The sequence below is a fragment of the Bacillus sp. HMSC036E02 genome, from assembly GCF_001836235.1.
Lineage (GTDB): Bacteria > Bacillota > Bacilli > Bacillales > Bacillaceae_G > Bacillus_A > Bacillus_A cereus.
This window is the reverse complement of sequence record NZ_KV827823.1, coordinates 15,236-35,735: the sequence shown is the minus strand read 5'-3', so window position 1 is coordinate 35,735 and position 20,500 is coordinate 15,236. Positions and strand designations below refer to the sequence as shown.

The following is a 20,500-nucleotide window of genomic DNA, read 5'->3' as shown; positions in this document are numbered from 1 at the left end:
TCCCTCCTTCTTTAGTAAGAATTAAACGCCTTGGAAGATTTCGATTTCTTTGCTGTCAGCAGTTAGCTTAACGATTGCTTTACGACGACGGCTAGTAAAACCAGCGTGACGACCAACGCGTTTTGCTTTCGGCTTGTAGTTCATGATGTTCACTTTTTCTACTTTAACACCAAAGATCGCTTCAAGAGCATCTTTAACTTCTGTTTTATTAGATTTAACGTCCACATCGAACGTGTATTTTTTTTCAGCCATCATTTCCATAGAACGTTCAGTGATAACTGGGCGCTTAATGATATCACGAGGATCTCTCATTATGCAAGCACCTCCTCTACTTTTTCCACTGCCGCTTTTGTCATGATTAGCTTATCATGATGAAGCACGTCTAAAACGTTTACGCCATCAGCAGTGATTACTGTTACTCCAGGGATATTGCGAGCAGATAACTCTACAGATTCGTTTGCATCAGCAGTTACGATAAGAGCTTTCTTCTCAACAGTTAATCCTTTAAGTACTGCTAGCATATCTTTTGTTTTTGGTGCATTTAACACTAGGTCTTCAAGAACTACAATGTTGTTCTCAACTACTTTAGTAGCTAATGCAGATTTGATTGCTAAACGACGAACTTTCTTAGGAAGTTTGTACGCATAGCTTCTTGGTGTAGGTCCGAATACCGTACCACCACCACGCCATTGAGGAGAGCGGATAGACCCTTGACGAGCACGTCCAGTTCCTTTTTGACGCCATGGTTTACGACCACCACCGCGAACTTCAGAGCGAGTTTTTACTTTGTGTGTACCTTGACGTAAAGATGCACGTTGCATCATTACAGCTTCGAAAAGTACAGCTTCATTTGGTTCGATACCGAAAATAGCTTCAGCTAATTCGATTTCACCAACCTGTGAACCAGTTTGGTTATATACAGTAACTTTTGGCATTGGAATTCCTCCTTCCTATTGTGAATTATTTGCTAACCTTCACAGCGCCTTGAACAACTACAAGAGATTTCTTAGCACCTGGAACGTTACCTTTTACTAGTAATAAGTTGCGCTCAGTGTCAACTTGAACGATTTCTAAGTTTTGGATAGTAACTTGGTCTCCACCCATACGTCCAGCAAGTTTTTTGCCTTTGAATACACGGTTCGGAGCAACTGGGCCCATTGAACCTGGACGACGGTGATAGCGAGAACCATGAGACATAGGTCCGCGAGATTGTCCGTGGCGTTTGATAACACCTTGGAAACCTTTACCTTTAGAAATTCCTGTTACATCAACGATTTCACCTGTAGCGAATACGTCAACTTTTACCTCTTGACCAACCTCTAATCCGTCCACGTCTGCATCGCGGATTTCGCGAATGAAGCGCTTAGGAGTTGTAGATGCTTTAGCAGTGTGGCCTTGTTCAGGTTTGTTAGTTAACTTTTCACGTTTATCTTCAAATCCTAACTGGATTGCATTGTAGCCATCAGTTTCAGTTGTTTTCTTTTGAAGAACAACGTTTGGATTAGCAGCGATAACTGTTACTGGGATTAACTCACCGTTCTCAGCAAATACTTGAGTCATACCGATCTTTCTTCCTAAGATTCCTTTGGTCATGAGTTACACCTCCTACATTTTTAAGTTATATAAATTATAGTTTGATTTCGATATCTACACCAGATGGTAAGTCTAAACGCATTAATGAATCTACTGTTTGTGGAGTAGGGCTCACGATGTCGATTAGACGTTTGTGCGTGCGCATTTCGAATTGCTCACGAGAATCTTTGTACTTATGAACAGCACGAAGAATTGTGTAAACAGTTTTTTCAGTTGGTAATGGGATCGGACCAGAAACTGTTGCCCCAGAACGCTTAGCTGTTTCTACAATTTTCTCAGCTGACTGATCAAGAATACGGTGATCGTAAGCTTTTAAACGGATACGAATTTTTTCTTTTGCCATTATTTTCCCTCCTTCGTTCGCCTATTTCTAAAATAGACCTTCTCCATGGAAATTTCCCCACACCATGCCATGGCAAAGCGGCCGGGTGTGTCAGCAACCTTCCACTTCATCGCAGTCAAAGACCAACATTGTCTATTATACAATGTTATTCGTCTAGATGCAAGCATCTTTTTGTTTGCATCTGCTTTTCTCTACTTTTGCTATTATACATGGCACTTTAAAGAATTTCAAGTTTTCATCTAACAGAATTCATTTTACAGTTTCTGGATTATCTTTTGTTGTTTTTATATTACTATAGAAGAAACTCGTCAAAACAAAAAAAACACTCTCTTCTCCCTTATATAAACGCAAACAAAAAACCTAAGGGAAAATCCCTTAGGTTTTTTTATATCAGTTAAGATTACTCAACGATAGTAGCAACTACACCGTAACCTACTGTACGTCCACCTTCACGAATAGAGAATTTAGTTCCCTCTTCGATAGCGATTGGAGCGATAAGTTCGATAGTCATTTCGATGTTGTCACCAGGCATTACCATTTCAGTACCTTCTGGTAATTGGATGATACCAGTTACGTCAGTTGTACGGAAGTAGAACTGAGGACGGTAGTTAGCGAAGAATGGAGTGTGACGTCCACCTTCTTCTTTAGATAATACGAAAACTTCAGCTTTGAATTTAGCGTGAGCTTTTACAGAACCGCTTTTTGCAAGTACTTGTCCACGTTGGATGTCTTCACGAGCAACCCCACGAAGTAAAGCACCGATGTTGTCTCCAGCTTGAGCTTGGTCAAGAAGTTTACGGAACATCTCTACACCAGTTACAGTTGTAGAAGCATTTTCTTCAGCAAGACCGATGATTTCTACTACGTCACCAACTTTAACGATACCGCGCTCAACACGACCAGTAGCAACTGTACCACGACCTGTGATAGAGAATACGTCCTCTACAGGCATTAAGAATGGTTTGTCAGTTTCACGTTCTGGAGTTGGGATGTAAGCATCAACTTCAGCCATTAATTCAATGATTTTTGCTTCCCAATCAGCTTCTCCTTGAAGAGCTTTAAGAGCAGAACCTTTGATTACAGGAATGTCGTCGCCTGGGAATCCGTATTCAGATAATAGGTCGCGAACTTCCATTTCTACTAATTCTAATAATTCTTCGTCATCTACCATGTCGCATTTGTTTAAGAATACAACGATGTAAGGAACACCTACTTGACGAGAAAGAAGGATGTGCTCACGTGTTTGAGGCATTGGGCCATCAGCAGCAGATACTACTAAGATACCGCCGTCCATTTGAGCAGCACCAGTGATCATGTTTTTAACATAGTCAGCGTGACCTGGGCAGTCAACGTGTGCATAGTGACGAGTTTCAGTTTCGTACTCAACGTGTGCAGTTGAGATTGTGATACCGCGCTCTCTTTCTTCTGGAGCAGCATCGATTTGATCGTATCCGCGTGCTTCAGCACCACCAGCTTTTGCAAGAACTGTAGTGATCGCAGCAGTTAATGTAGTTTTACCATGGTCAACGTGGCCGATTGTACCGATGTTAACATGGGGTTTAGAACGTTCGAATTTAGCTTTAGCCATTCTAAATTCCTCCTTAGTTTATATAGGTTATTTTATATTTAGACTAGAAAGTGAAACTTACGTCCCACTTTCTAAGCTTACATAAGTAGTTATACTTGAACAATCGATAAAAATCAATTATTCACCTTTATTTTTTTTGATAATTTCTTCAGAAACAGACTTTGGTACTTCTTCATAGTGGTCAAACACCATAGAGAATGTTCCGCGTCCTTGAGTGTTAGAACGTAATGACGTTGCATAACCGAACATTTCAGAAAGTGGAACCATAGCGCGAACAACTTGTGCGTTACCGCGAGCTTCCATACCTTCTACACGTCCACGACGAGATGTTACGTCACCCATAATGTCACCCATGTACTCTTCAGGAATTACAACTTCAACTTTCATCATTGGCTCAAGAATTACTGGGCTACATTTAGAAACCGCAGCTTTAAGTGCCATAGATGCAGCGATTTTGAACGCCATCTCAGATGAATCGACATCATGGTAAGATCCGTCAACTAATGCAGCTTTAATGTCAACTAGTGGATAACCAGCTAGTACACCATTTTTAAGTGCATCTTCAAGACCTGCTCCAACAGCTGGGATGTATTCACGAGGAACTACACCACCGACGATCTTGTTTTCGAATTCGAATCCTTTACCTTCTTCGTTAGGTTCAAACTCAATCCAAACGTGACCGAATTGTCCACGACCACCAGATTGACGAGCGAACTTACCTTCAACTTTCGCAGCAGCGCGGAAAGTCTCACGGTATGCTACCTGAGGAGCACCAACGTTTGCTTCCACTTTGAATTCACGACGCATACGGTCAACGATGATATCAAGGTGAAGTTCACCCATACCAGCGATGATAGTTTGGCCAGTTTCTTGGTCAGTGTGAGCACGGAATGTTGGATCTTCTTCAGAAAGCTTAGATAATGCTGTACCCATTTTATCTTGGTCAGCTTTAGATTTTGGTTCGATAGCTACAGAGATAACTGGCTCTGGGAATTCCATAGACTCAAGGATAACAAGGCTCTTCTCGTCACAAAGAGTATCACCAGTAGTAGTATCTTTTAAACCTACAGCAGCAGCGATATCACCAGCGTAAACTGTTGAAATCTCTTCACGGCTGTTAGCGTGCATTTGTAGGATACGACCTACACGCTCACGCTTACCTTTAGTTGAGTTTTTCACGTATGATCCAGAGTTTAACACACCAGAGTACACACGGAAGAACGTTAACTTACCAACATAAGGGTCAGTCATGATTTTGAATGCTAAAGCTGCGAATGGTTCTTCATCGCTAGACTTACGTTCTACTTCTTCATCTGTATCCGGTAGAGTACCTTTAATAGCAGGTACATCTAGTGGAGATGGAAGGTAGTCGATAACTGCGTCTAACAGAATTTGAACACCTTTGTTTTTGAATGCAGAACCACAGATTACTGGGAAGAATTCTACAGAAGTTGTAGCCTTACGGATACCAGCTTTAAGCTCTTCTACAGTGATTTCTTCACCTTCTAGGTACTTCATCATCATTTCTTCATCAAGCTCAGCTACCGCTTCAATAAGTTTTCCACGGTATTCTTCAGCTAATTCTTTGTGCTCTTCAGGAATTTCAACACGTTGAATGTCTGTTCCTAAATCGTTACCGTACATGTAAGCACACTCTTCAACAAGGTCAATGATACCATTGAACTCATCTTCAGCACCGATTGGTAACTGAATTGGATGTGCGTTTGCTTGTAAACGATCGTGGATTGTTCCTACAGAGTATAAGAAATCTGCACCGATCTTATCCATTTTGTTAACGAATACGATACGAGGTACGCCGTAAGTAGTAGCCTGACGCCAAACAGTTTCTGTTTGTGGTTCTACACCAGATTGCGCATCAAGTACTGCTACAGCGCCATCAAGTACGCGTAAAGAACGTTCTACTTCTACTGTGAAATCTACGTGTCCTGGAGTATCAATGATGTTTACACGATGACCTTTCCATTGTGCTGTAGTTGCAGCAGAAGTAATTGTGATACCACGCTCTTGCTCTTGCTCCATCCAGTCCATCTGAGATGCACCTTCGTGAGTTTCACCGATTTTATGAATACGTCCTGTGTAGTACAGAATACGCTCAGTTGCTGTTGTTTTACCAGCATCGATGTGAGCCATGATACCAATATTACGAGTGTTTTCTAAAGAGAACTCTCTTGCCATTTGGTGTCTTGCTCCTTCCATATATGGATTGGATTTTTTTATTTTAAGTAGCAAAAAAGCCACTTTATATTGTTACACATGTCAGTATGTCCAGTACTCTCATTATGTAAAACGAGCGCCCGATGAAAGGGAGAGGCATTCTCCCTCTCCACACTTCCATAAGCGACAAATAAAGCGGTTTATGCTTACATTTATTTTACGTTGAATCCTACCAACGGTAATGAGCAAATGCTTTGTTAGCTTCTGCCATTTTATGAGTGTCTTCACGTTTCTTAACAGATGCACCAGCGTTGTTAGCTGCATCTAAGATTTCGTTAGCAAGACGCTCTTCCATAGTTTTTTCACCACGAAGACGAGCGTAGTTTACTAACCAACGAAGACCTAAAGTTGTACGGCGTTCTGGACGAACCTCAACTGGAACTTGGTAGTTAGCACCACCAACACGACGAGCGCGTACTTCAAGAACAGGCATGATGTTCTTAAGAGCTTGCTCGAATACTTCCATTGGCTCTTTACCAGTACGTTCGTTTACGATATCGAACGCATTATAAAGAATTGTTTGAGATTTACCTTTTTTACCGTCAACCATCATTTTGTTGATAAGGCGTGTTACTAGCTTCGAATTGTACATTGGATCTGGTAACACGTCACGTTTCGCAACAGGTCCTTTACGAGGCATATTGAGTTCCTCCTTTCATTTTAAAGTTATTATTTTTTAGCAGGTTTTGGTCTCTTAGTACCATATTTAGAACGTCCTTGCATACGTTTGTCAACACCAGCTGTGTCAAGCGCACCACGAACGATGTGGTAACGTACCCCCGGTAAATCCTTTACACGACCACCGCGAATTAATACTACGCTATGCTCTTGTAGGTTATGACCGATACCTGGGATGTAAGCTGTAACCTCGATACCGTTTGTTAAACGTACACGAGCGTATTTACGTAACGCTGAGTTAGGTTTCTTTGGAGTCATTGTACCAACACGAGTACATACACCACGTTTTTGAGGTGCAGAGATATCAGTTGATTTTTTCTTTAAAGAGTTAAAACCTTTGTTTAACGCAGGTGATTTAGATTTCCATACTTTATCAGTACGACCATTTCTCACTAATTGGTTAATAGTAGGCATTTGATTATCCTCCCTTCGCATGTTTGTATGACCACATATCCAGGTGGTTCATTATTAGTTGAAAACAAAGTTTTTGCAAGGAAGAGCAAATGCTCTCTCCTCACAAAAACAGTTTTAACTTATTATTCCTATTGCTGAAGCTCCCACTTGAATCCCCGAAGCTTTACCAAGCTTACGAACTGATTCAACTTTTGTTATGGGCACGTTATATTGCATTGCAACACGAATGATAGCATGGGTTAACCGCATGTCAGCATCCTCTGCGATGACAACTTCTTTAACTGTACCATTTTTGATTGCCTCCAATGTGCGTTTATGACCAACGACTACATTTTCAGCAGTTGATACTTTTTGATAAGACATATAAATATCCTCCAAAGCATCGTTCAGGAGCAACCTTGATTATAGTAACATTTTGACTCATACAATGTCAACTAAGATTAATTGTTTTTATACAAAATTTATGCCGGAAAATTTTACTGTTCCACATAAACCTCATCGTTTTCTACATTCATGTCATCTTGTGTTGTTTTTACAAGATCCACTTTGCGATAACGATTCATACCTGTTCCAGCAGGAACAAGTTTACCGATAATAACATTTTCTTTTAATCCTAGAAGTTCATCGCGTTTACCCTTAATTGCTGCATCAGTTAAGACACGAGTTGTTTCTTGGAACGATGCTGCAGATAAGAATGAATCTGTTTCAAGTGAAGCTTTTGTAATACCAAGTAGAACAGGTCTAGCTGTTGCTGGTTGCTTACCTTGCAGTAAGACCTTAGCATTCGCATCAGTGAACTGATGGATATCTAGTAATGTTCCTGGTAATACATCTGTTTCACCTGCATCACTTACACGAACTTTACGTAACATTTGACGTACCATTACTTCTACGTGTTTGTCACCAATTTCTACCCCTTGCATACGGTATACTTTTTGAACTTCACGTAATAAGTATTCTTGAACCGCCGTAATGTCCGTTACTTTTAGTAATTCTTTCGGATCAATAGAACCTTCTGTTAACTCTTTACCGTGGCTAATTGGCTGTCCTGGAGTTACTTTCAGACGAGCACCGTAAGGAATAGCATACGTACGAGCTTCAACTTCACCCTGTACAACTACTTCTTGGCGATCTTTAACGTCGTTGATCGCTGCGATAACACCGTCGATTTCACTGATAACTGCCTGACCTTTCGGATTACGAGCTTCGAAGATCTCTTGGATACGAGGTAAACCTTGAGTGATATCATCTCCGGCAACCCCACCTGTATGGAATGTACGCATCGTTAACTGTGTACCTGGCTCACCGATAGATTGAGCTGCGATAATACCTACCGCTTCTCCTACTTCTACGTCTGTTCCAGTTGCTAAGTTACGACCGTAACACTTCTTACATACACCGTGGCGAGTGTTACACGTAAACGCTGAACGAATGTTTACAGTTTCAACACCCGAATTTTCAACGATATGAGCGATATCTTCAGTAATTAATTGATTTTCAGCAACTAATACTTCACCTGTTTCAGGATGTTTTACAGTTTTTCTTGCAAAACGTCCAACAAGACGATCATATAATGACTCGATAACTTCATTACCCTCTTTAATCGCACCAATTAATAAACCGCGATCTGTTCCACAATCATCTTCACGAACGATTACATCTTGTGCAACGTCAACAAGACGACGTGTTAAGTAACCAGAATCGGCAGTTTTAAGTGCTGTATCGGCAAGACCTTTACGCGCACCATGCGTAGAGATGAAGTACTCAAGTACTGTTAAACCTTCACGGAAACTCGATTTGATTGGAAGTTCGATGATACGACCAGATGGATTGGCCATAAGACCACGCATACCAGCAAGCTGAGTAAAGTTAGATGCGTTACCACGGGCACCTGAGTCACTCATCATGAAGATTGGGTTGCGTTTATTCAAGGATTTCATCAGTTTTCCTTGGATAACATCTTTTGCATTACTCCAAATAGAGATAACGCGATCGTAACGTTCTTCTTCCGTGATTAAACCGCGACGGAATTGTTTAATTACATTATCTACTTTTGCTTGTGCTTCGTGGAGAATTTCATCTTTTTCGCCTAATACAAGAATGTCAGATACCCCAACTGTAATACCAGCTTTTGTAGAGTACTTGAATCCTAAGTTTTTCATACGGTCAAGCATGCGAGACGTTTCTGTAATTTGGAAACGTTTGAACACTTCCGCAATGATGTTACCAAGGATCTTCTTGCTAAATGGCGCCACTTCTTCGCGACTAGCAATAATTTCTTTAATGTTCGCACCTTTTTCAACGAAATATTTCGCTGGTGTTTCTTTTTCAAGGTTTGAATTTGTTGGTTCATTAATATAAGGGAACGACTCTGGTAAGATTTCGTTAAATATTAATTTACCAACTGTTGTTAATAGAAGCATACTCTTTTGCTCTTCAGTAAATGTTGCGTTGTTTACTGCACTTGCAGCTACTGCAACACGTGTATGAAGATGAACATATCCATTTTGATATGCAAGCAATGCTTCGTTTGCATCTTTGAAGACCATACCTTCACCGATTGCACCTTCACGCTCAAGTGTTAAGTAATAGTTACCTAATACCATATCCTGAGATGGAGTAACAACTGGTTTACCGTCTTTCGGGTTCAAGATGTTTTGTGCCGCTAACATAAGAAGACGAGCTTCAGCTTGAGCTTCTGATGATAAAGGTACGTGAACGGCCATTTGGTCACCGTCAAAGTCCGCGTTGTATGCAGTACATACAAGTGGGTGAAGACGGATTGCGCGACCTTCTACTAATGTAGGTTCAAACGCCTGGATACCAAGACGGTGAAGTGTTGGTGCGCGGTTTAGAAGTACTGGATGTTCTTTAATCACAGACTCTAAAACGTCCCAAACTTCAGGTTGTACACGCTCGATTTTACGTTTCGCACTCTTAATGTTATGTGCTAATCCTTTTTCAACTAACTCTTTCATTACGAAAGGTTTGAACAGTTCAAGCGCCATTTCTTTTGGTAATCCACATTGATACATCTTTAAGTTCGGTCCTACAACGATTACAGAACGACCAGAGTAGTCAACACGTTTACCTAATAAGTTTTGACGGAAACGTCCTTGTTTACCTTTAAGCATGTGAGATAGTGATTTTAATGGACGGTTACCTGGTCCAGTAACTGGACGGCCACGACGACCATTATCGATTAATGCGTCTACAGCTTCTTGTAACATACGTTTTTCGTTTTGAACGATGATGCTTGGTGCACCTAAGTCCAATAGACGTTTTAAACGATTGTTACGGTTAATTACACGACGGTATAAGTCGTTTAAGTCAGAAGTAGCAAAACGTCCACCGTCTAACTGTACCATTGGGCGTAGTTCTGGTGGGATTACTGGTAGAACATCTAAGATCATCCAAGACGGTTCATTTCCAGAGTTACGGAATGCTTCTAATACTTCTAGACGTTTAATAGCACGAGTACGGCGTTGTCCTTGTGCTGTTTTTAATTCTTCTTTTAAGAAGTCTACTTCTTTATCTAAATCGATGTCTTGTAGTAGCTTTTTAATTGCTTCTGCACCCATAGCAGCTTGGAATGTGCTACCATATCGATCACGATATGCACGGTATTCTTTTTCAGAAAGTAATTGCTTCTTATCAAGTGGTGTATCTCCACTTTCTGTTACAACATAAGAAGCGAAATAAATTACTTCTTCAAGCGCGCGAGGGGACATGTCTAAGACAAGTCCCATGCGGCTCGGGATACCTTTGAAATACCAAATATGAGATACAGGAGCAGCTAATTCGATATGACCCATACGTTCACGACGTACTTTTGCACGCGTTACTTCAACGCCACATCGATCACAAACTACACCTTTATAACGTACACGTTTGTATTTTCCGCAATGACATTCCCAGTCCTTTTGTGGTCCGAAAATACGCTCACAGAACAAGCCATCTTTTTCAGGCTTTAACGTACGATAGTTAATAGTTTCTGGTTTCTTAACTTCACCGTATGACCAAGAACGAATCTTGTCAGGTGAAGCAAGTCCAATCTTCATATATTCAAAGTTATTTACATCTATCAAGGGGCCTACCTCCCTTTTAGTCTACAGGTTATCCCAATTATTCCTTAGTTGTCTCAACTTCGACATTCAATTTATCTGCTGATTGATGATCATCGTCATCTTCTGTATCACGCATTTCAATTTCTGTATCGTCGCTAGACATCATTTTAACGTCCATACCTAAACTTTGCAGCTCTTTAATCAATACTTTGAATGATTCAGGAACGCCTGGTTCTGGAACATTTTCGCCTTTAACAATTGCTTCATAAGTCTTAACACGTCCAACAACATCATCAGACTTCACTGTTAAGATTTCTTGAAGAGTATAAGCAGCACCGTAAGCTTCAAGTGCCCAAACCTCCATCTCACCGAAACGCTGTCCACCGAACTGAGCTTTACCTCCAAGAGGTTGCTGCGTTACAAGTGAGTATGGTCCAGTAGAACGAGCATGAAGTTTATCGTCAACCATGTGCGCAAGTTTGATCATATACATGACACCAACAGATACGCGGTTATCGAATGGTTCACCAGTACGTCCGTCATACAGGATTGTTTTCGCGTCATTTGCCATACCAGCTTCTTCAATTGTGCCCCAAACATCTTCCTCACGAGCACCATCGAATACTGGTGTTGCAATGTGAATACCAAGGTATCTTGCTGCCATACCAAGATGAAGCTCTAATACCTGACCGATATTCATACGAGATGGTACCCCTAATGGGTTTAACATGATATCGATTGGCGTACCGTCTGGTAAGTAAGGCATATCTTCTTCTGGTAAAATACGAGAAATAACACCTTTGTTACCGTGACGTCCGGCCATCTTATCACCTTCAGAAATTTTACGTTTTTGAACGATATATGCACGTACAAGTTGATTCACGCCTGGTGGCAATTCATCGCCATCTTCACGGTTGAATACTTTTACGTCTAAGATAATACCGCCACCACCGTGTGGTACACGTAGTGATGTATCACGTACTTCACGAGCTTTTTCTCCAAAGATAGCATGTAATAGACGTTCTTCAGCTGTTAATTCTGTTACACCTTTAGGTGTTACTTTACCAACAAGTAAATCTCCATCTTTTACTTCAGCACCAACGCGAATGATACCGCGCTCGTCAAGGTTACGTAATGCGTCTTCCCCAACGTTTGGAATGTCACGTGTAATTTCTTCTGGTCCAAGCTTCGTATCACGAGCTTCTGATTCATATTCTTCAATATGAATAGAAGTGTACACATCATCTTTTACAAGGCGCTCACTCATGATGATCGCATCCTCGTAGTTATAACCATCCCAAGTCATGAAGCCAACAAGCACGTTACGTCCAAGTGCTAGTTCACCTAATTCCATAGAAGGACCATCCGCAAGGATTTCACCTTTTACAACTTCATTTCCAACACTTACGATTGGACGTTGGTTGTAACAAGTTCCTTGGTTAGAACGAATGAATTTTTGCATTTTGTAGCGATCTAAGTCGCCTTTTACTGTTTGACCGTCAACTTCTACATAGCGACGTACCCAAACTTCACGTGCTTCTACGCGCTCAACAACACCAGGATGTTTACAGATTACTGCAGCACCTGAGTCTTTTGCTGATACGTACTCCATACCTGTACCTACAATCGGAGATTCCGGATTCATTAACGGAACCGCCTGACGTTGCATGTTCGCTCCCATAAGTGCGCGGTTAGAGTCATCGTTTTCTAAGAATGGAATACAAGCTGTCGCTGCCGACACTACTTGTTTTGGAGATACATCCATGTAGTCGATGCGTTCTCTATTTGTGACAATGTTTTCACCACGGAAACGAGCTACGATATCTTCACTTAGGAATTCACCTTCGTCAGATAATTTCATATTCGCTTGGGCTACAACATAATTATCTTCTTCATCTGCTGTTAAGTAATCAACATGCCCTGTTACAAGACCAGTTTCTGGGTCAACACGACGGTATGGTGTTTCAATGAAACCAAACTCATTTACTTTCGCGAACGAAGATAATGAGTTAATCAAACCGATGTTTGGTCCCTCTGGTGTTTCAATCGGACACATACGACCGTAGTGAGAGTAATGAACGTCACGCACTTCAAAGCCTGCACGCTCACGCGTTAAACCACCAGGTCCTAATGCAGATAGTCTTCGTTTGTGAGTTAACTCTGCTAATGGGTTTGTTTGGTCCATAAACTGAGATAACTGAGAACTTCCGAAGAACTCTTTAATAGATGCAATAACAGGACGAATATTAATTAGTGCCTGTGGTGTAATCGCATTTGTATCTTGGATCGACATTCTCTCACGAACAACACGTTCCATACGAGAAAGACCGATACGGAATTGATTTTGTAATAGTTCTCCAACAGAACGCAGACGACGGTTTCCTAAATGGTCAATATCATCTGTATCCCCTACTTTGTATAGTAGGTTGAAGAAGTAACTGATAGAAGCAAGGATATCACCTGGTGTGATGTGTTTCACATCACGAGTAATGTTTGCATTACCAATTACATTAATTACGCGTTCGCCTTCCGACTCAGGAGCATAAATCTTAATAGATTGCAGCTCAACATCGCCTTCTACCACTCCACCCATTGGTTTCGCTGTTTTGAATCCAATGTTTTTCTCTAAGTAAGGTAAAATGCGATCAAGTGTACGACGATCTAAGATTGTTCCTTCTGCCGCTAAAATTTCACCAGTTTCTGGATCCACTAATGTTTCAGCTAAACGTTGATTAAACAATCTGTTTTTAATGTGTAACTTCTTGTTGATCTTATAGCGACCTACATTTGCTAAATCGTAGCGCTTTGGATCGAAGAAACGAGACACAAGTAAGCTCTTAGCGTTTTCTACTGTTGGTGGTTCACCAGGACGTAGACGCTCATAAATTTCAAGCAATGCTTTTTCTGTGCTATCTGTGTTGTCTTTTTCTAATGTGTTGCTTAAGTATTCGTTATCACCTAAAAGCTCGGTGATTTCTTGATCAGAGCCAAACCCTAATGCGCGTAACAAAACAGTTACAGGAAGTTTACGCGTACGGTCAATACGCACATATACAACATCCTTAGCATCTGTCTCATACTCTAACCAAGCTCCGCGGTTTGGAATTACAGTAGCAGTAAAACCACGTTTTCCGTTTTTATCCACTTTGCCACTATAGTATACGCTTGGAGAGCGAACTAACTGGGAAACGATAACACGTTCTGCACCGTTAATTACGAATGTTCCAGTCTCTGTCATGAGTGGGAAATCTCCCATGAACACATCTTGTTCTTTTACTTCACCAGTTTCCTTGTTGATTAGACGCACTTTTACACGAAGTGGTGCTGCATACGTCACATCACGCTCTTTGCATTCGTCTACAGAGTATTTAGGTTCACCTAAGCTGTAGTCGATAAATTCAAGCGATAGATTTCCCGTAAAGTCTTCAATCGGAGAAATGTCTTGGAACATTTCTCGCAAACCCTCATCAAGAAACCACTGATAAGAAGAGGTTTGAATTTCGATAAGATTTGGTAACTCTAATACTTCACTAATACGGGCATAACTTCTTCGTTGGCGGTGGCGTCCGTATTGAACTAGTTGACCTGTCAACTGCTTCACCCCTCAAATCATGAGTATTATAAATGCACAAAAAAATTTGTGCAAAATCACAAATAAATACAACTACTGCTATTAGCGTAGTCTCTTTCTCTTAAAGATAAATACGTTGAGTCTTTCTACCTGCTCAAAAAAGAAAAATGGCTTCTATAAGAAAACCATCATTCTGTTTCATAATCTGCTGATTTTACTATCTTTTCCAAGAGAAACAAAAATATACATCTTTCTCAACGCAGAAAATCATATATTGGCATTGTATAATGTTAACATAGCCAAAAATAACCGTCAACGTTTTTTTGATTTTATGATATAATATCCTTTTTTCTTTTCTACAACCTCAACTTCAGAAAATACTTCTTCTAGTTTTTTTAGCGCAGACGGTGCACCTTGTTTCTTTTGAATAACAATCCAAAGCTCTCCATCTGGAACTAAATACTCCACAGCTTTTTCTAAAATCTCATGTACGATATCTTTACCCGCACGAATTGGAGGGTTAGATAGAATAGCAGCATACTTACCATCTACATTTTCATAGACGCTACTTTGAAAAATACGTATATTCTCGATTTTGTTATTAGCGGCGTTTTCTTTCGCAAGCCCAAGTGCCCTCTCGTTCACATCCACCATGTGAACTTCACGACCTTGAAACTCTTTCGCTAACGACAAACCAATAGGACCGTATCCGCAACCTACGTCTAATATATCACCTTTAATATCTGGCATTTGAAACGCTTCAATTAAAAGACGGGAACCAAAGTCCACTTCGTTTTTCGAGAACACCCCATGGTCAGATAAGAAAGTGAATCGAGATCCACGAAGGGCAAACTCCCATCGCTTACGATCACTTTTACTAGAAGGGTCGTTAGAAAAATAATGGTCTGCCATATGGCCACCTCTTTTCTTTACAGTTAAAAAAAAAGCTCGCATGAGAGCGAGCTTTTTTAAAGCATCAAAAGTTAATTACTTAACTTCTACAGCAGCGCCAACTTCTTCAAGTTTAGCTTTGATTTCTTCAGCTTCTTCTTTAGCAGCAGCTTCTTTGATTACTTTTGGAGTGTTGTCAACTAATTCTTTAGCTTCTTTTAAGCCAAGACCAGTGATTTCACGAACAACTTTGATAACTTTGATTTTTTGTGCACCAGCGCTAGTTAGTTCCACATCAAATTCAGTTTTCTCAGCAGCAGCTTCTCCAGCGCCACCAGCAACAGCTACAGGAGCAGCAGCAGTTACGCCGAATTCTTCCTCGATAGCTTTTACTAAGTCGTTAAGTTCTAATACAGTCATAGATTTAACTGCTTCAATGATTTGTTCTTTAGTCATTGTAAATATCCTCCCTTAAATAGGTTTGTATTGTTTTATCGATAATACGTAATTATCTTTTAAAAAATTAAGCGCCTTGCTCTTCCTTTTGGTCTGCAACTGCTTTAGTAGCAAGTGCAAGGTTACGGATTGGAGCTTGAAGAACGCTAAGAAGCATAGAAAGTAAGCCTTCACGTGATGGAAGAGTAGCGATTGCTTTAACCTCATCAAGTGTTACAAGTTTACCTTCGATTACGCCCGCTTTAATTTCTAAAGCTTCATGATCTTTAGCGAAGTCGTTTAATACTTTCGCAGGAGCAACTACATCCTCGTTACTGAACGCGATTGCGTTTGGTCCTGTTAAGAATTCATTTAACTCAGCCATTTCAGCAGATTCTGCAGCACGACGAGTTAGAGAGTTTTTGTAAACTTTGAACTCAACGCCAGCTTCACGTAATTGCTTACGTAATTCTGTTGCTTCAGAAACTGTTAAACCACGGTAGTCAACAACGATTGTAGATTTACTAGCGCGAAGTTTGTCCGCGATTTCAGTTACAACTTGTTGTTTAGTTTCGATTACTTTGCTCATGTTATTACACCTCCTGTAGATTATATAGAAGATGTACCGAAAGTGCACTAAAAACCTCCATGCCCAACTTGTAGACATGGAGGCATATAGTCACAGAAAAAAGATTCCGCTTCGTATATTAACACCTAGGTAGGAAATTAAGTCTATTGACACCTACTGTCTACGGTACACTAATTAAATTCACAACATAAATGATTATATTAAAACTTCTTTATGAAGTCAACTTCCAAAATTTACGCTAATGTAGAAACGTCTACACGTACGCCAGGTCCCATTGTAGAAGCAACTGTTACGTTCTTCATGTAAGTACCTTTTGCAGCAGCTGGCTTAACTTTTTGTAAAGTGTCAGCAATTGTTTTGAAGTTTTCTACTAATTTAGCATCTTCGAAAGATACTTTACCGATTGGAACGTGGATGTTACCAGCTTTATCAACGCGGTATTCAACTTTACCAGCTTTGATTTCGTTAACAGCTTTAGTTACATCGAAAGTAACTGTTCCAGTTTTAGGGTTTGGCATTAAACCTTTAGGTCCTAATACGCGACCAAGTTTACCAACTTCACCCATCATGTCAGGAGTTGCTACTACTACATCGAAATCGAACCAACCTTGTTGGATTTTACCGATGTAATCAGTATCGCCTACGAAGTCAGCTCCAGCAGCTTCAGCTTCTTTAGCTTTTTCACCTTTAGCAAATACTAATACACGTTGTACTTTACCAGTACCGTGTGGAAGAACAACTGCACCACGGATTTGTTGGTCAGCTTTCTTAGGGTCAACACCTAAACGGAATGCAGCTTCTACAGTTGCATCAAATTTAGCTGTGTTTGTTTTCTTTACTAATTCTACTGCTTCTGTTGCAGAGTAAGCAGCTGCACGATCAACAAGCTTTGCAGCTTCTACGTACTTTTTACCTCTTTTAGCCATTTTTATTTCCTCCTCGAATGTGGTTTTAGCGGAATAACCTCCCACGTTTACGCCTGTTTTCAGGTATAACCTGAGGATGAGCGCCATCCATTTATTTAAAAACGATAATCATTTACGATAATAAAGGTTGCGAATTGGAATTCCAGACCCGCAACCTTTTTTAAAAACAAATCGAATTAGTCTTCGATAACGATGCCCATACTGCGTGCAGTACCTTCAACCATACGCATTGCAGCTTCTACGCTAGCAGCGTTTAGGTCAGGCATTTTAGTTTCAGCGATTTCGCGTACTTTATCACGCTTAACAGTTGCCACTTTATTACGGTTTGGTTCACCAGAACCAGACTCAATACCAGCTACTTTCTTAAGAAGAACAGCAGCAGGAGGAGTTTTAGTAATGAAAGTGAATGAACGGTCCTCAAATACCGTAATTTCAACAGGGATGATAAGACCAGCTTGATCTGCTGTACGAGCGTTAAACTCTTTACAGAAGCCCATGATGTTAACACCTGCTTGTCCTAATGCTGGACCAACTGGTGGAGCTGGGTTAGCTTTACCTGCAGGAATTTGAAGCTTTACCATTTTAATTACCTTTTTAGCCACGAGACACACCTCCTTAAGTCCGTGATGTGGTCAATTGGACAGTGATTTGCCCTCCCACGTCATATTTTATCTGTAAGGATAAAATCTTTCAAAAAACGTCTCCGATAACGAAGACGTACTGACTTAAAAGATATTATCACTTTTTACAATTCATTTCAAGTTTCATTTTATAATTTTTCAATTTGATGGAAGTCAAGTTCAACTGGAGTCTCGCGACCAAACATATCCACAAGCACGCTAACCTTTTTCTTCTCCACATCAATTTCTTCAATAGCACCTGTATAATCTGCGAATGGCCCCTCATTTACACGTACTGTCTCATGAAGTTCAAAGTCGAAATCAACCACTTCGTTGTCCATTCCCATATGTTTCATAATGGTAACAACTTCCTCTTCTAATAGAGGTGATGGTTTAGATCCAGAACCAGAAGAACCAACGAACCCAGTTACACCCGGCGTGTTACGTACAACATACCAAGAGTCATCAGTCATGATTAATTCTACTAATACATAACCTGGGAACACTTTTCTTTTCATTAATTTTTCTTTTCCGTTTTTCATTTCTACTTCTACTTCTTCCGGGACAACAACACGGAAAATTTTATCTTGCATACCCATTGATTCTACACGTTTCTCTAGGTTTGCTTTTACTTTATTTTCATATCCAGAATAAGTATGGACAACATACCAACTTTTTTCCATTCATTTAGGACGAGCGTCCTTCCCTCCCTGACGTACATTTTTTTGCGCAAATGAAAAAACCCGTTCACCGGGCTTTTACACAGTTCTTATAAATAACATTATATCATGGATAAGTGCTTCTTATTCAAGAATTAACCAAGAATTAACCGAATTAAAGAAGAAATGCCCATATCAACTACTGCGAAGAAAATCGCAAAGAACACAACTGTAGCAACAACAGTCGCTGTTGAGCGGAGTAATTCATCTTTTTTAGGCCAACTTACTTTTTTCATTTCGCGACCTACATCGCCGAAAAAGTTCGTTAAACGCATCTGCGGGACCTCCAGTGTATTATTTCAATTATTTATTTTGTTTCCTTGTGAACTGTATGCTGATTGCATGTTTTACAAAACTTTTTTATTTCAAGTCGCTCTATTGAGCTCGTATCTTTCATAGTAGAGTAGTTTCGATTTTTACACTCTTCACATGAGAGTACAACTTTTTTCCTCATTAGTTACACCAACCTTGTAACATTATGTCCCTAAAAATGTATCATACAATAAAAGACAATGTCAATGACATGCATTTTGTACTCTCTACAAAAGAAAACAGGTGATTTATTTTACACCTGCAGCACTTGTTACTTCTTATGAATTTAAAGTTGTACTTTCTCTCATTTCCATATATCGTTCCAATTTCCTCTTTACTCTTTGTAAAGCGTTATCAATAGATTTCACATGCCTGTTTAACTGTTCTGAAATCTCTTGATAAGAACGACCATCTAAATATAAAGAAAGCACTTTTCTTTCTAAATCGCTTAATAATTCAGATATTTTTGATTCTATGTCTGTATATTCTTCCTGGCTAATGATCATCTCTTCAGGATCAGTCACCTTCGCTTCAGAAATAACATCCAATAACGTTCGATCAGATTCCTCATCGTAAATCGGCTTATCTAAAGACACATACGAATTTAAAGGAATATGTTTTTGTCTTGTTGCCGTTTTAATAGCGGTAATAATTTGTCGAGTGATACATAGTTCAGCAAATGCTTTGAATGAAGACAGCTTGTCCTCTTTATAATCACGAATTGCTTTAAACAACCCTATCATACCTTCTTGAACAATGTCTTCTCGATCGGCACCCACTAAAAAGTAAGATCTTGATTTCGCACGAACAAAGTTCTTATACTTGTGAATTAAATATTCTAGAGCGTCAGTATTACCTTTTCGAACTAACTCAACGATTGCCTCATCCTCTAAATCACGAAATGTAACGTCGCCTATACTTACGAAGCCTGCTTCCACCTTGATCCCTCCGACCGCTATTTATTTAGCAATATTATACAGTAAAAAGATAAAGAGCGTCAATGCTTCAACGCTCTCCTCTTCTTAATTTTTCTAATTTTTCTGTAATATCCTTACTAAATATCTTTCGCATGGCGGGCTGCTGTTCTTTCGCGTCTTTTGTACGCCTTCTTACTTGTTGTTCCATTGCTTGTACTTCCAACTCTAATTCACGCGCAGATTTTCGAAGGGCACCTTGCGCAAATATAACCCATTGTTCTGTATAATCAGAAGTCGCAACATATATTTGTGTATTTATATTTCTAAGCTCTATCGCAAGTTGCTCTATCTTTTCGTCTGCAGTTTGATTCTTTCGTGTGAATATTACTTCTACACGAGATTGTTTCATCTTTTTTTCAATACCATGGACTGTATAGGCATCAAAGACTATCATCACTTTTGTGCCTGTATAACCTTGATAATCCGCCATCTTATCAATAAGCGCATCTCTTGATGATTGTAAATCTACATCCCGCAGTTTCTTCAAATCTCCCCAAGCTCCGATAATGTTGTAGCCGTCAACGATTAAAATATCGTTCATT

General features: G+C 40.0%; 21 protein-coding genes and 1 other annotated feature. All 21 genes read right to left on the bottom strand.

Annotated elements, in window-relative coordinates; all coding sequences use genetic code 11:
- Positions 1 to 21 precede the first annotated feature (21 nt).
- Positions 22 to 312, bottom strand: coding sequence for a 50S ribosomal protein L23 (rplW, locus tag HMPREF2590_RS08520; RefSeq protein WP_001205558.1), 291 nt, complete (start codon positions 310 to 312; stop codon positions 22 to 24).
- Entirely contained in the window at positions 312 to 935 is a 624-nt protein-coding gene (rplD, locus tag HMPREF2590_RS08515) for a 50S ribosomal protein L4 (RefSeq protein ID WP_001127258.1), read from the bottom strand. Before rplD ends, rplW begins: the two co-directional genes overlap by 1 nt.
- A 25-nt stretch (positions 936 to 960) precedes the next feature.
- On the bottom strand, positions 961 to 1,593 hold the full coding sequence (rplC, locus tag HMPREF2590_RS08510; protein WP_000160207.1) for a 50S ribosomal protein L3: 633 nt from the start codon (positions 1,591 to 1,593) through the stop codon (positions 961 to 963).
- A gap of 34 nt (positions 1,594 to 1,627) precedes the next feature.
- Positions 1,628 to 1,936, bottom strand: coding sequence for a 30S ribosomal protein S10 (gene rpsJ / locus HMPREF2590_RS08505; RefSeq protein ID WP_001040596.1), 309 nt, complete (start codon positions 1,934 to 1,936; stop codon positions 1,628 to 1,630).
- A 400-nt stretch (positions 1,937 to 2,336) separates the two neighbouring features.
- The gene (tuf, locus tag HMPREF2590_RS08500; protein WP_001029614.1) at positions 2,337 to 3,524 is read right to left on the bottom strand and encodes an elongation factor Tu; all 1,188 of its coding nucleotides are present in this window, start codon (positions 3,522 to 3,524) and stop codon (positions 2,337 to 2,339) included.
- Positions 3,525 to 3,641: 117 nt separating this feature from the next.
- Positions 3,642 to 5,720, bottom strand: a complete 2,079-nt coding sequence (gene fusA, locus HMPREF2590_RS08495) for an elongation factor G (RefSeq protein ID WP_000090370.1) — start codon at positions 5,718 to 5,720, stop codon at positions 3,642 to 3,644.
- Positions 5,721 to 5,928: 208 nt separating this feature from the next.
- Positions 5,929 to 6,399 (bottom strand): 30S ribosomal protein S7, encoded by a 471-nt coding sequence (rpsG, locus tag HMPREF2590_RS08490; protein WP_001137491.1) that lies wholly within the window; start codon positions 6,397 to 6,399, stop codon positions 5,929 to 5,931.
- Between the two features lie 29 nt (positions 6,400 to 6,428).
- Complete coding sequence (gene rpsL, locus HMPREF2590_RS08485; RefSeq protein ID WP_001142341.1) at positions 6,429 to 6,851, bottom strand: 30S ribosomal protein S12; 423 nt, start codon at positions 6,849 to 6,851, stop codon at positions 6,429 to 6,431.
- Positions 6,852 to 6,965: 114 nt separating this feature from the next.
- A complete protein-coding gene (locus HMPREF2590_RS08480) occupies positions 6,966 to 7,214 on the bottom strand; it encodes a 50S ribosomal protein L7ae-like protein (RefSeq protein ID WP_000121837.1) in 249 nt (82 codons plus the stop codon).
- Between the two features lie 113 nt (positions 7,215 to 7,327).
- Positions 7,328 to 10,939 (bottom strand): DNA-directed RNA polymerase subunit beta', encoded by a 3,612-nt coding sequence (gene rpoC, locus HMPREF2590_RS08475; protein WP_000567939.1) that lies wholly within the window; start codon positions 10,937 to 10,939, stop codon positions 7,328 to 7,330.
- A gap of 37 nt (positions 10,940 to 10,976) precedes the next feature.
- Positions 10,977 to 14,510, bottom strand: a complete 3,534-nt coding sequence (rpoB, locus tag HMPREF2590_RS08470) for a DNA-directed RNA polymerase subunit beta (protein ID WP_000147553.1) — start codon at positions 14,508 to 14,510, stop codon at positions 10,977 to 10,979.
- A gap of 291 nt (positions 14,511 to 14,801) precedes the next feature.
- Positions 14,802 to 15,401, bottom strand: coding sequence for a class I SAM-dependent methyltransferase (locus HMPREF2590_RS08465; protein ID WP_000763262.1), 600 nt, complete (start codon positions 15,399 to 15,401; stop codon positions 14,802 to 14,804).
- Between the two features lie 75 nt (positions 15,402 to 15,476).
- Positions 15,477 to 15,836, bottom strand: a complete 360-nt coding sequence (gene rplL, locus HMPREF2590_RS08460) for a 50S ribosomal protein L7/L12 (RefSeq protein WP_000159736.1) — start codon at positions 15,834 to 15,836, stop codon at positions 15,477 to 15,479.
- Between the two features lie 67 nt (positions 15,837 to 15,903).
- On the bottom strand, positions 15,904 to 16,404 hold the full coding sequence (gene rplJ, locus HMPREF2590_RS08455) for a 50S ribosomal protein L10 (RefSeq protein WP_000048716.1): 501 nt from the start codon (positions 16,402 to 16,404) through the stop codon (positions 15,904 to 15,906).
- Between the two features lie 39 nt (positions 16,405 to 16,443).
- Positions 16,444 to 16,588 (bottom strand) — a sequence feature (ribosomal protein L10 leader region).
- A gap of 49 nt (positions 16,589 to 16,637) precedes the next feature.
- A complete protein-coding gene (gene rplA / locus HMPREF2590_RS08450; RefSeq protein WP_001987630.1) occupies positions 16,638 to 17,330 on the bottom strand; it encodes a 50S ribosomal protein L1 in 693 nt (230 codons plus the stop codon).
- 176 nt (positions 17,331 to 17,506) lie between these two features.
- Complete coding sequence (gene rplK, locus HMPREF2590_RS08445; RefSeq protein WP_001085872.1) at positions 17,507 to 17,932, bottom strand: 50S ribosomal protein L11; 426 nt, start codon at positions 17,930 to 17,932, stop codon at positions 17,507 to 17,509.
- Between the two features lie 167 nt (positions 17,933 to 18,099).
- Complete coding sequence (gene nusG / locus HMPREF2590_RS08440; protein ID WP_000415794.1) at positions 18,100 to 18,633, bottom strand: transcription termination/antitermination protein NusG; 534 nt, start codon at positions 18,631 to 18,633, stop codon at positions 18,100 to 18,102.
- Positions 18,634 to 18,764: 131 nt separating this feature from the next.
- On the bottom strand, positions 18,765 to 18,944 hold the full coding sequence (secE, locus tag HMPREF2590_RS08435) for a preprotein translocase subunit SecE (RefSeq protein WP_001241323.1): 180 nt from the start codon (positions 18,942 to 18,944) through the stop codon (positions 18,765 to 18,767).
- Positions 18,945 to 18,976: 32 nt separating this feature from the next.
- Positions 18,977 to 19,123 carry a 50S ribosomal protein L33 gene (rpmG, locus tag HMPREF2590_RS08430; RefSeq protein WP_014481927.1) on the bottom strand — a complete coding sequence of 49 codons (147 nt, stop codon included), beginning with the start codon at positions 19,121 to 19,123 and terminating at the stop codon, positions 18,977 to 18,979.
- A 136-nt stretch (positions 19,124 to 19,259) separates the two neighbouring features.
- Positions 19,260 to 19,919, bottom strand: a complete 660-nt coding sequence (locus HMPREF2590_RS08425; protein WP_000387193.1) for an RNA polymerase factor sigma-70 — start codon at positions 19,917 to 19,919, stop codon at positions 19,260 to 19,262.
- 67 nt (positions 19,920 to 19,986) lie between these two features.
- A complete protein-coding gene (locus tag HMPREF2590_RS08420) occupies positions 19,987 to 20,499 on the bottom strand; it encodes an NYN domain-containing protein (RefSeq protein ID WP_000997880.1) in 513 nt (170 codons plus the stop codon).
- Position 20,500 lies beyond the last annotated feature (1 nt).

Coding starts and splice junctions, on each gene's coding strand:
- rplW (WP_001205558.1), bottom strand. CDS start 312: ATGAGAGATCCTCGTGATATCATTAAGCGCCCAGTTATCACTGAACGT.
- rplD (WP_001127258.1), bottom strand. CDS start 935: ATGCCAAAAGTTACTGTATATAACCAAACTGGTTCACAGGTTGGTGAA.
- rplC (WP_000160207.1), bottom strand. CDS start 1,593: ATGACCAAAGGAATCTTAGGAAGAAAGATCGGTATGACTCAAGTATTT.
- rpsJ (WP_001040596.1), bottom strand. CDS start 1,936: ATGGCAAAAGAAAAAATTCGTATCCGTTTAAAAGCTTACGATCACCGT.
- tuf (WP_001029614.1), bottom strand. CDS start 3,524: ATGGCTAAAGCTAAATTCGAACGTTCTAAACCCCATGTTAACATCGGT.
- fusA (WP_000090370.1), bottom strand. CDS start 5,720: ATGGCAAGAGAGTTCTCTTTAGAAAACACTCGTAATATTGGTATCATG.
- rpsG (WP_001137491.1), bottom strand. CDS start 6,399: ATGCCTCGTAAAGGACCTGTTGCGAAACGTGACGTGTTACCAGATCCA.
- rpsL (WP_001142341.1), bottom strand. CDS start 6,851: ATGCCTACTATTAACCAATTAGTGAGAAATGGTCGTACTGATAAAGTA.
- HMPREF2590_RS08480 (WP_000121837.1), bottom strand. CDS start 7,214: ATGTCTTATCAAAAAGTATCAACTGCTGAAAATGTAGTCGTTGGTCAT.
- HMPREF2590_RS08465 (WP_000763262.1), bottom strand. CDS start 15,401: ATGGCAGACCATTATTTTTCTAACGACCCTTCTAGTAAAAGTGATCGT.
- rplL (WP_000159736.1), bottom strand. CDS start 15,836: ATGACTAAAGAACAAATCATTGAAGCAGTTAAATCTATGACTGTATTA.
- rplJ (WP_000048716.1), bottom strand. CDS start 16,404: ATGAGCAAAGTAATCGAAACTAAACAACAAGTTGTAACTGAAATCGCG.
- rplA (WP_001987630.1), bottom strand. CDS start 17,330: ATGGCTAAAAGAGGTAAAAAGTACGTAGAAGCTGCAAAGCTTGTTGAT.
- nusG (WP_000415794.1), bottom strand. CDS start 18,633: ATGGAAAAAAGTTGGTATGTTGTCCATACTTATTCTGGATATGAAAAT.
- secE (WP_001241323.1), bottom strand. CDS start 18,944: ATGCGTTTAACGAACTTTTTCGGCGATGTAGGTCGCGAAATGAAAAAA.
- rpmG (WP_014481927.1), bottom strand. CDS start 19,123: ATGAGGAAAAAAGTTGTACTCTCATGTGAAGAGTGTAAAAATCGAAAC.
- HMPREF2590_RS08420 (WP_000997880.1), bottom strand. CDS start 20,499: ATGAACGATATTTTAATCGTTGACGGCTACAACATTATCGGAGCTTGG.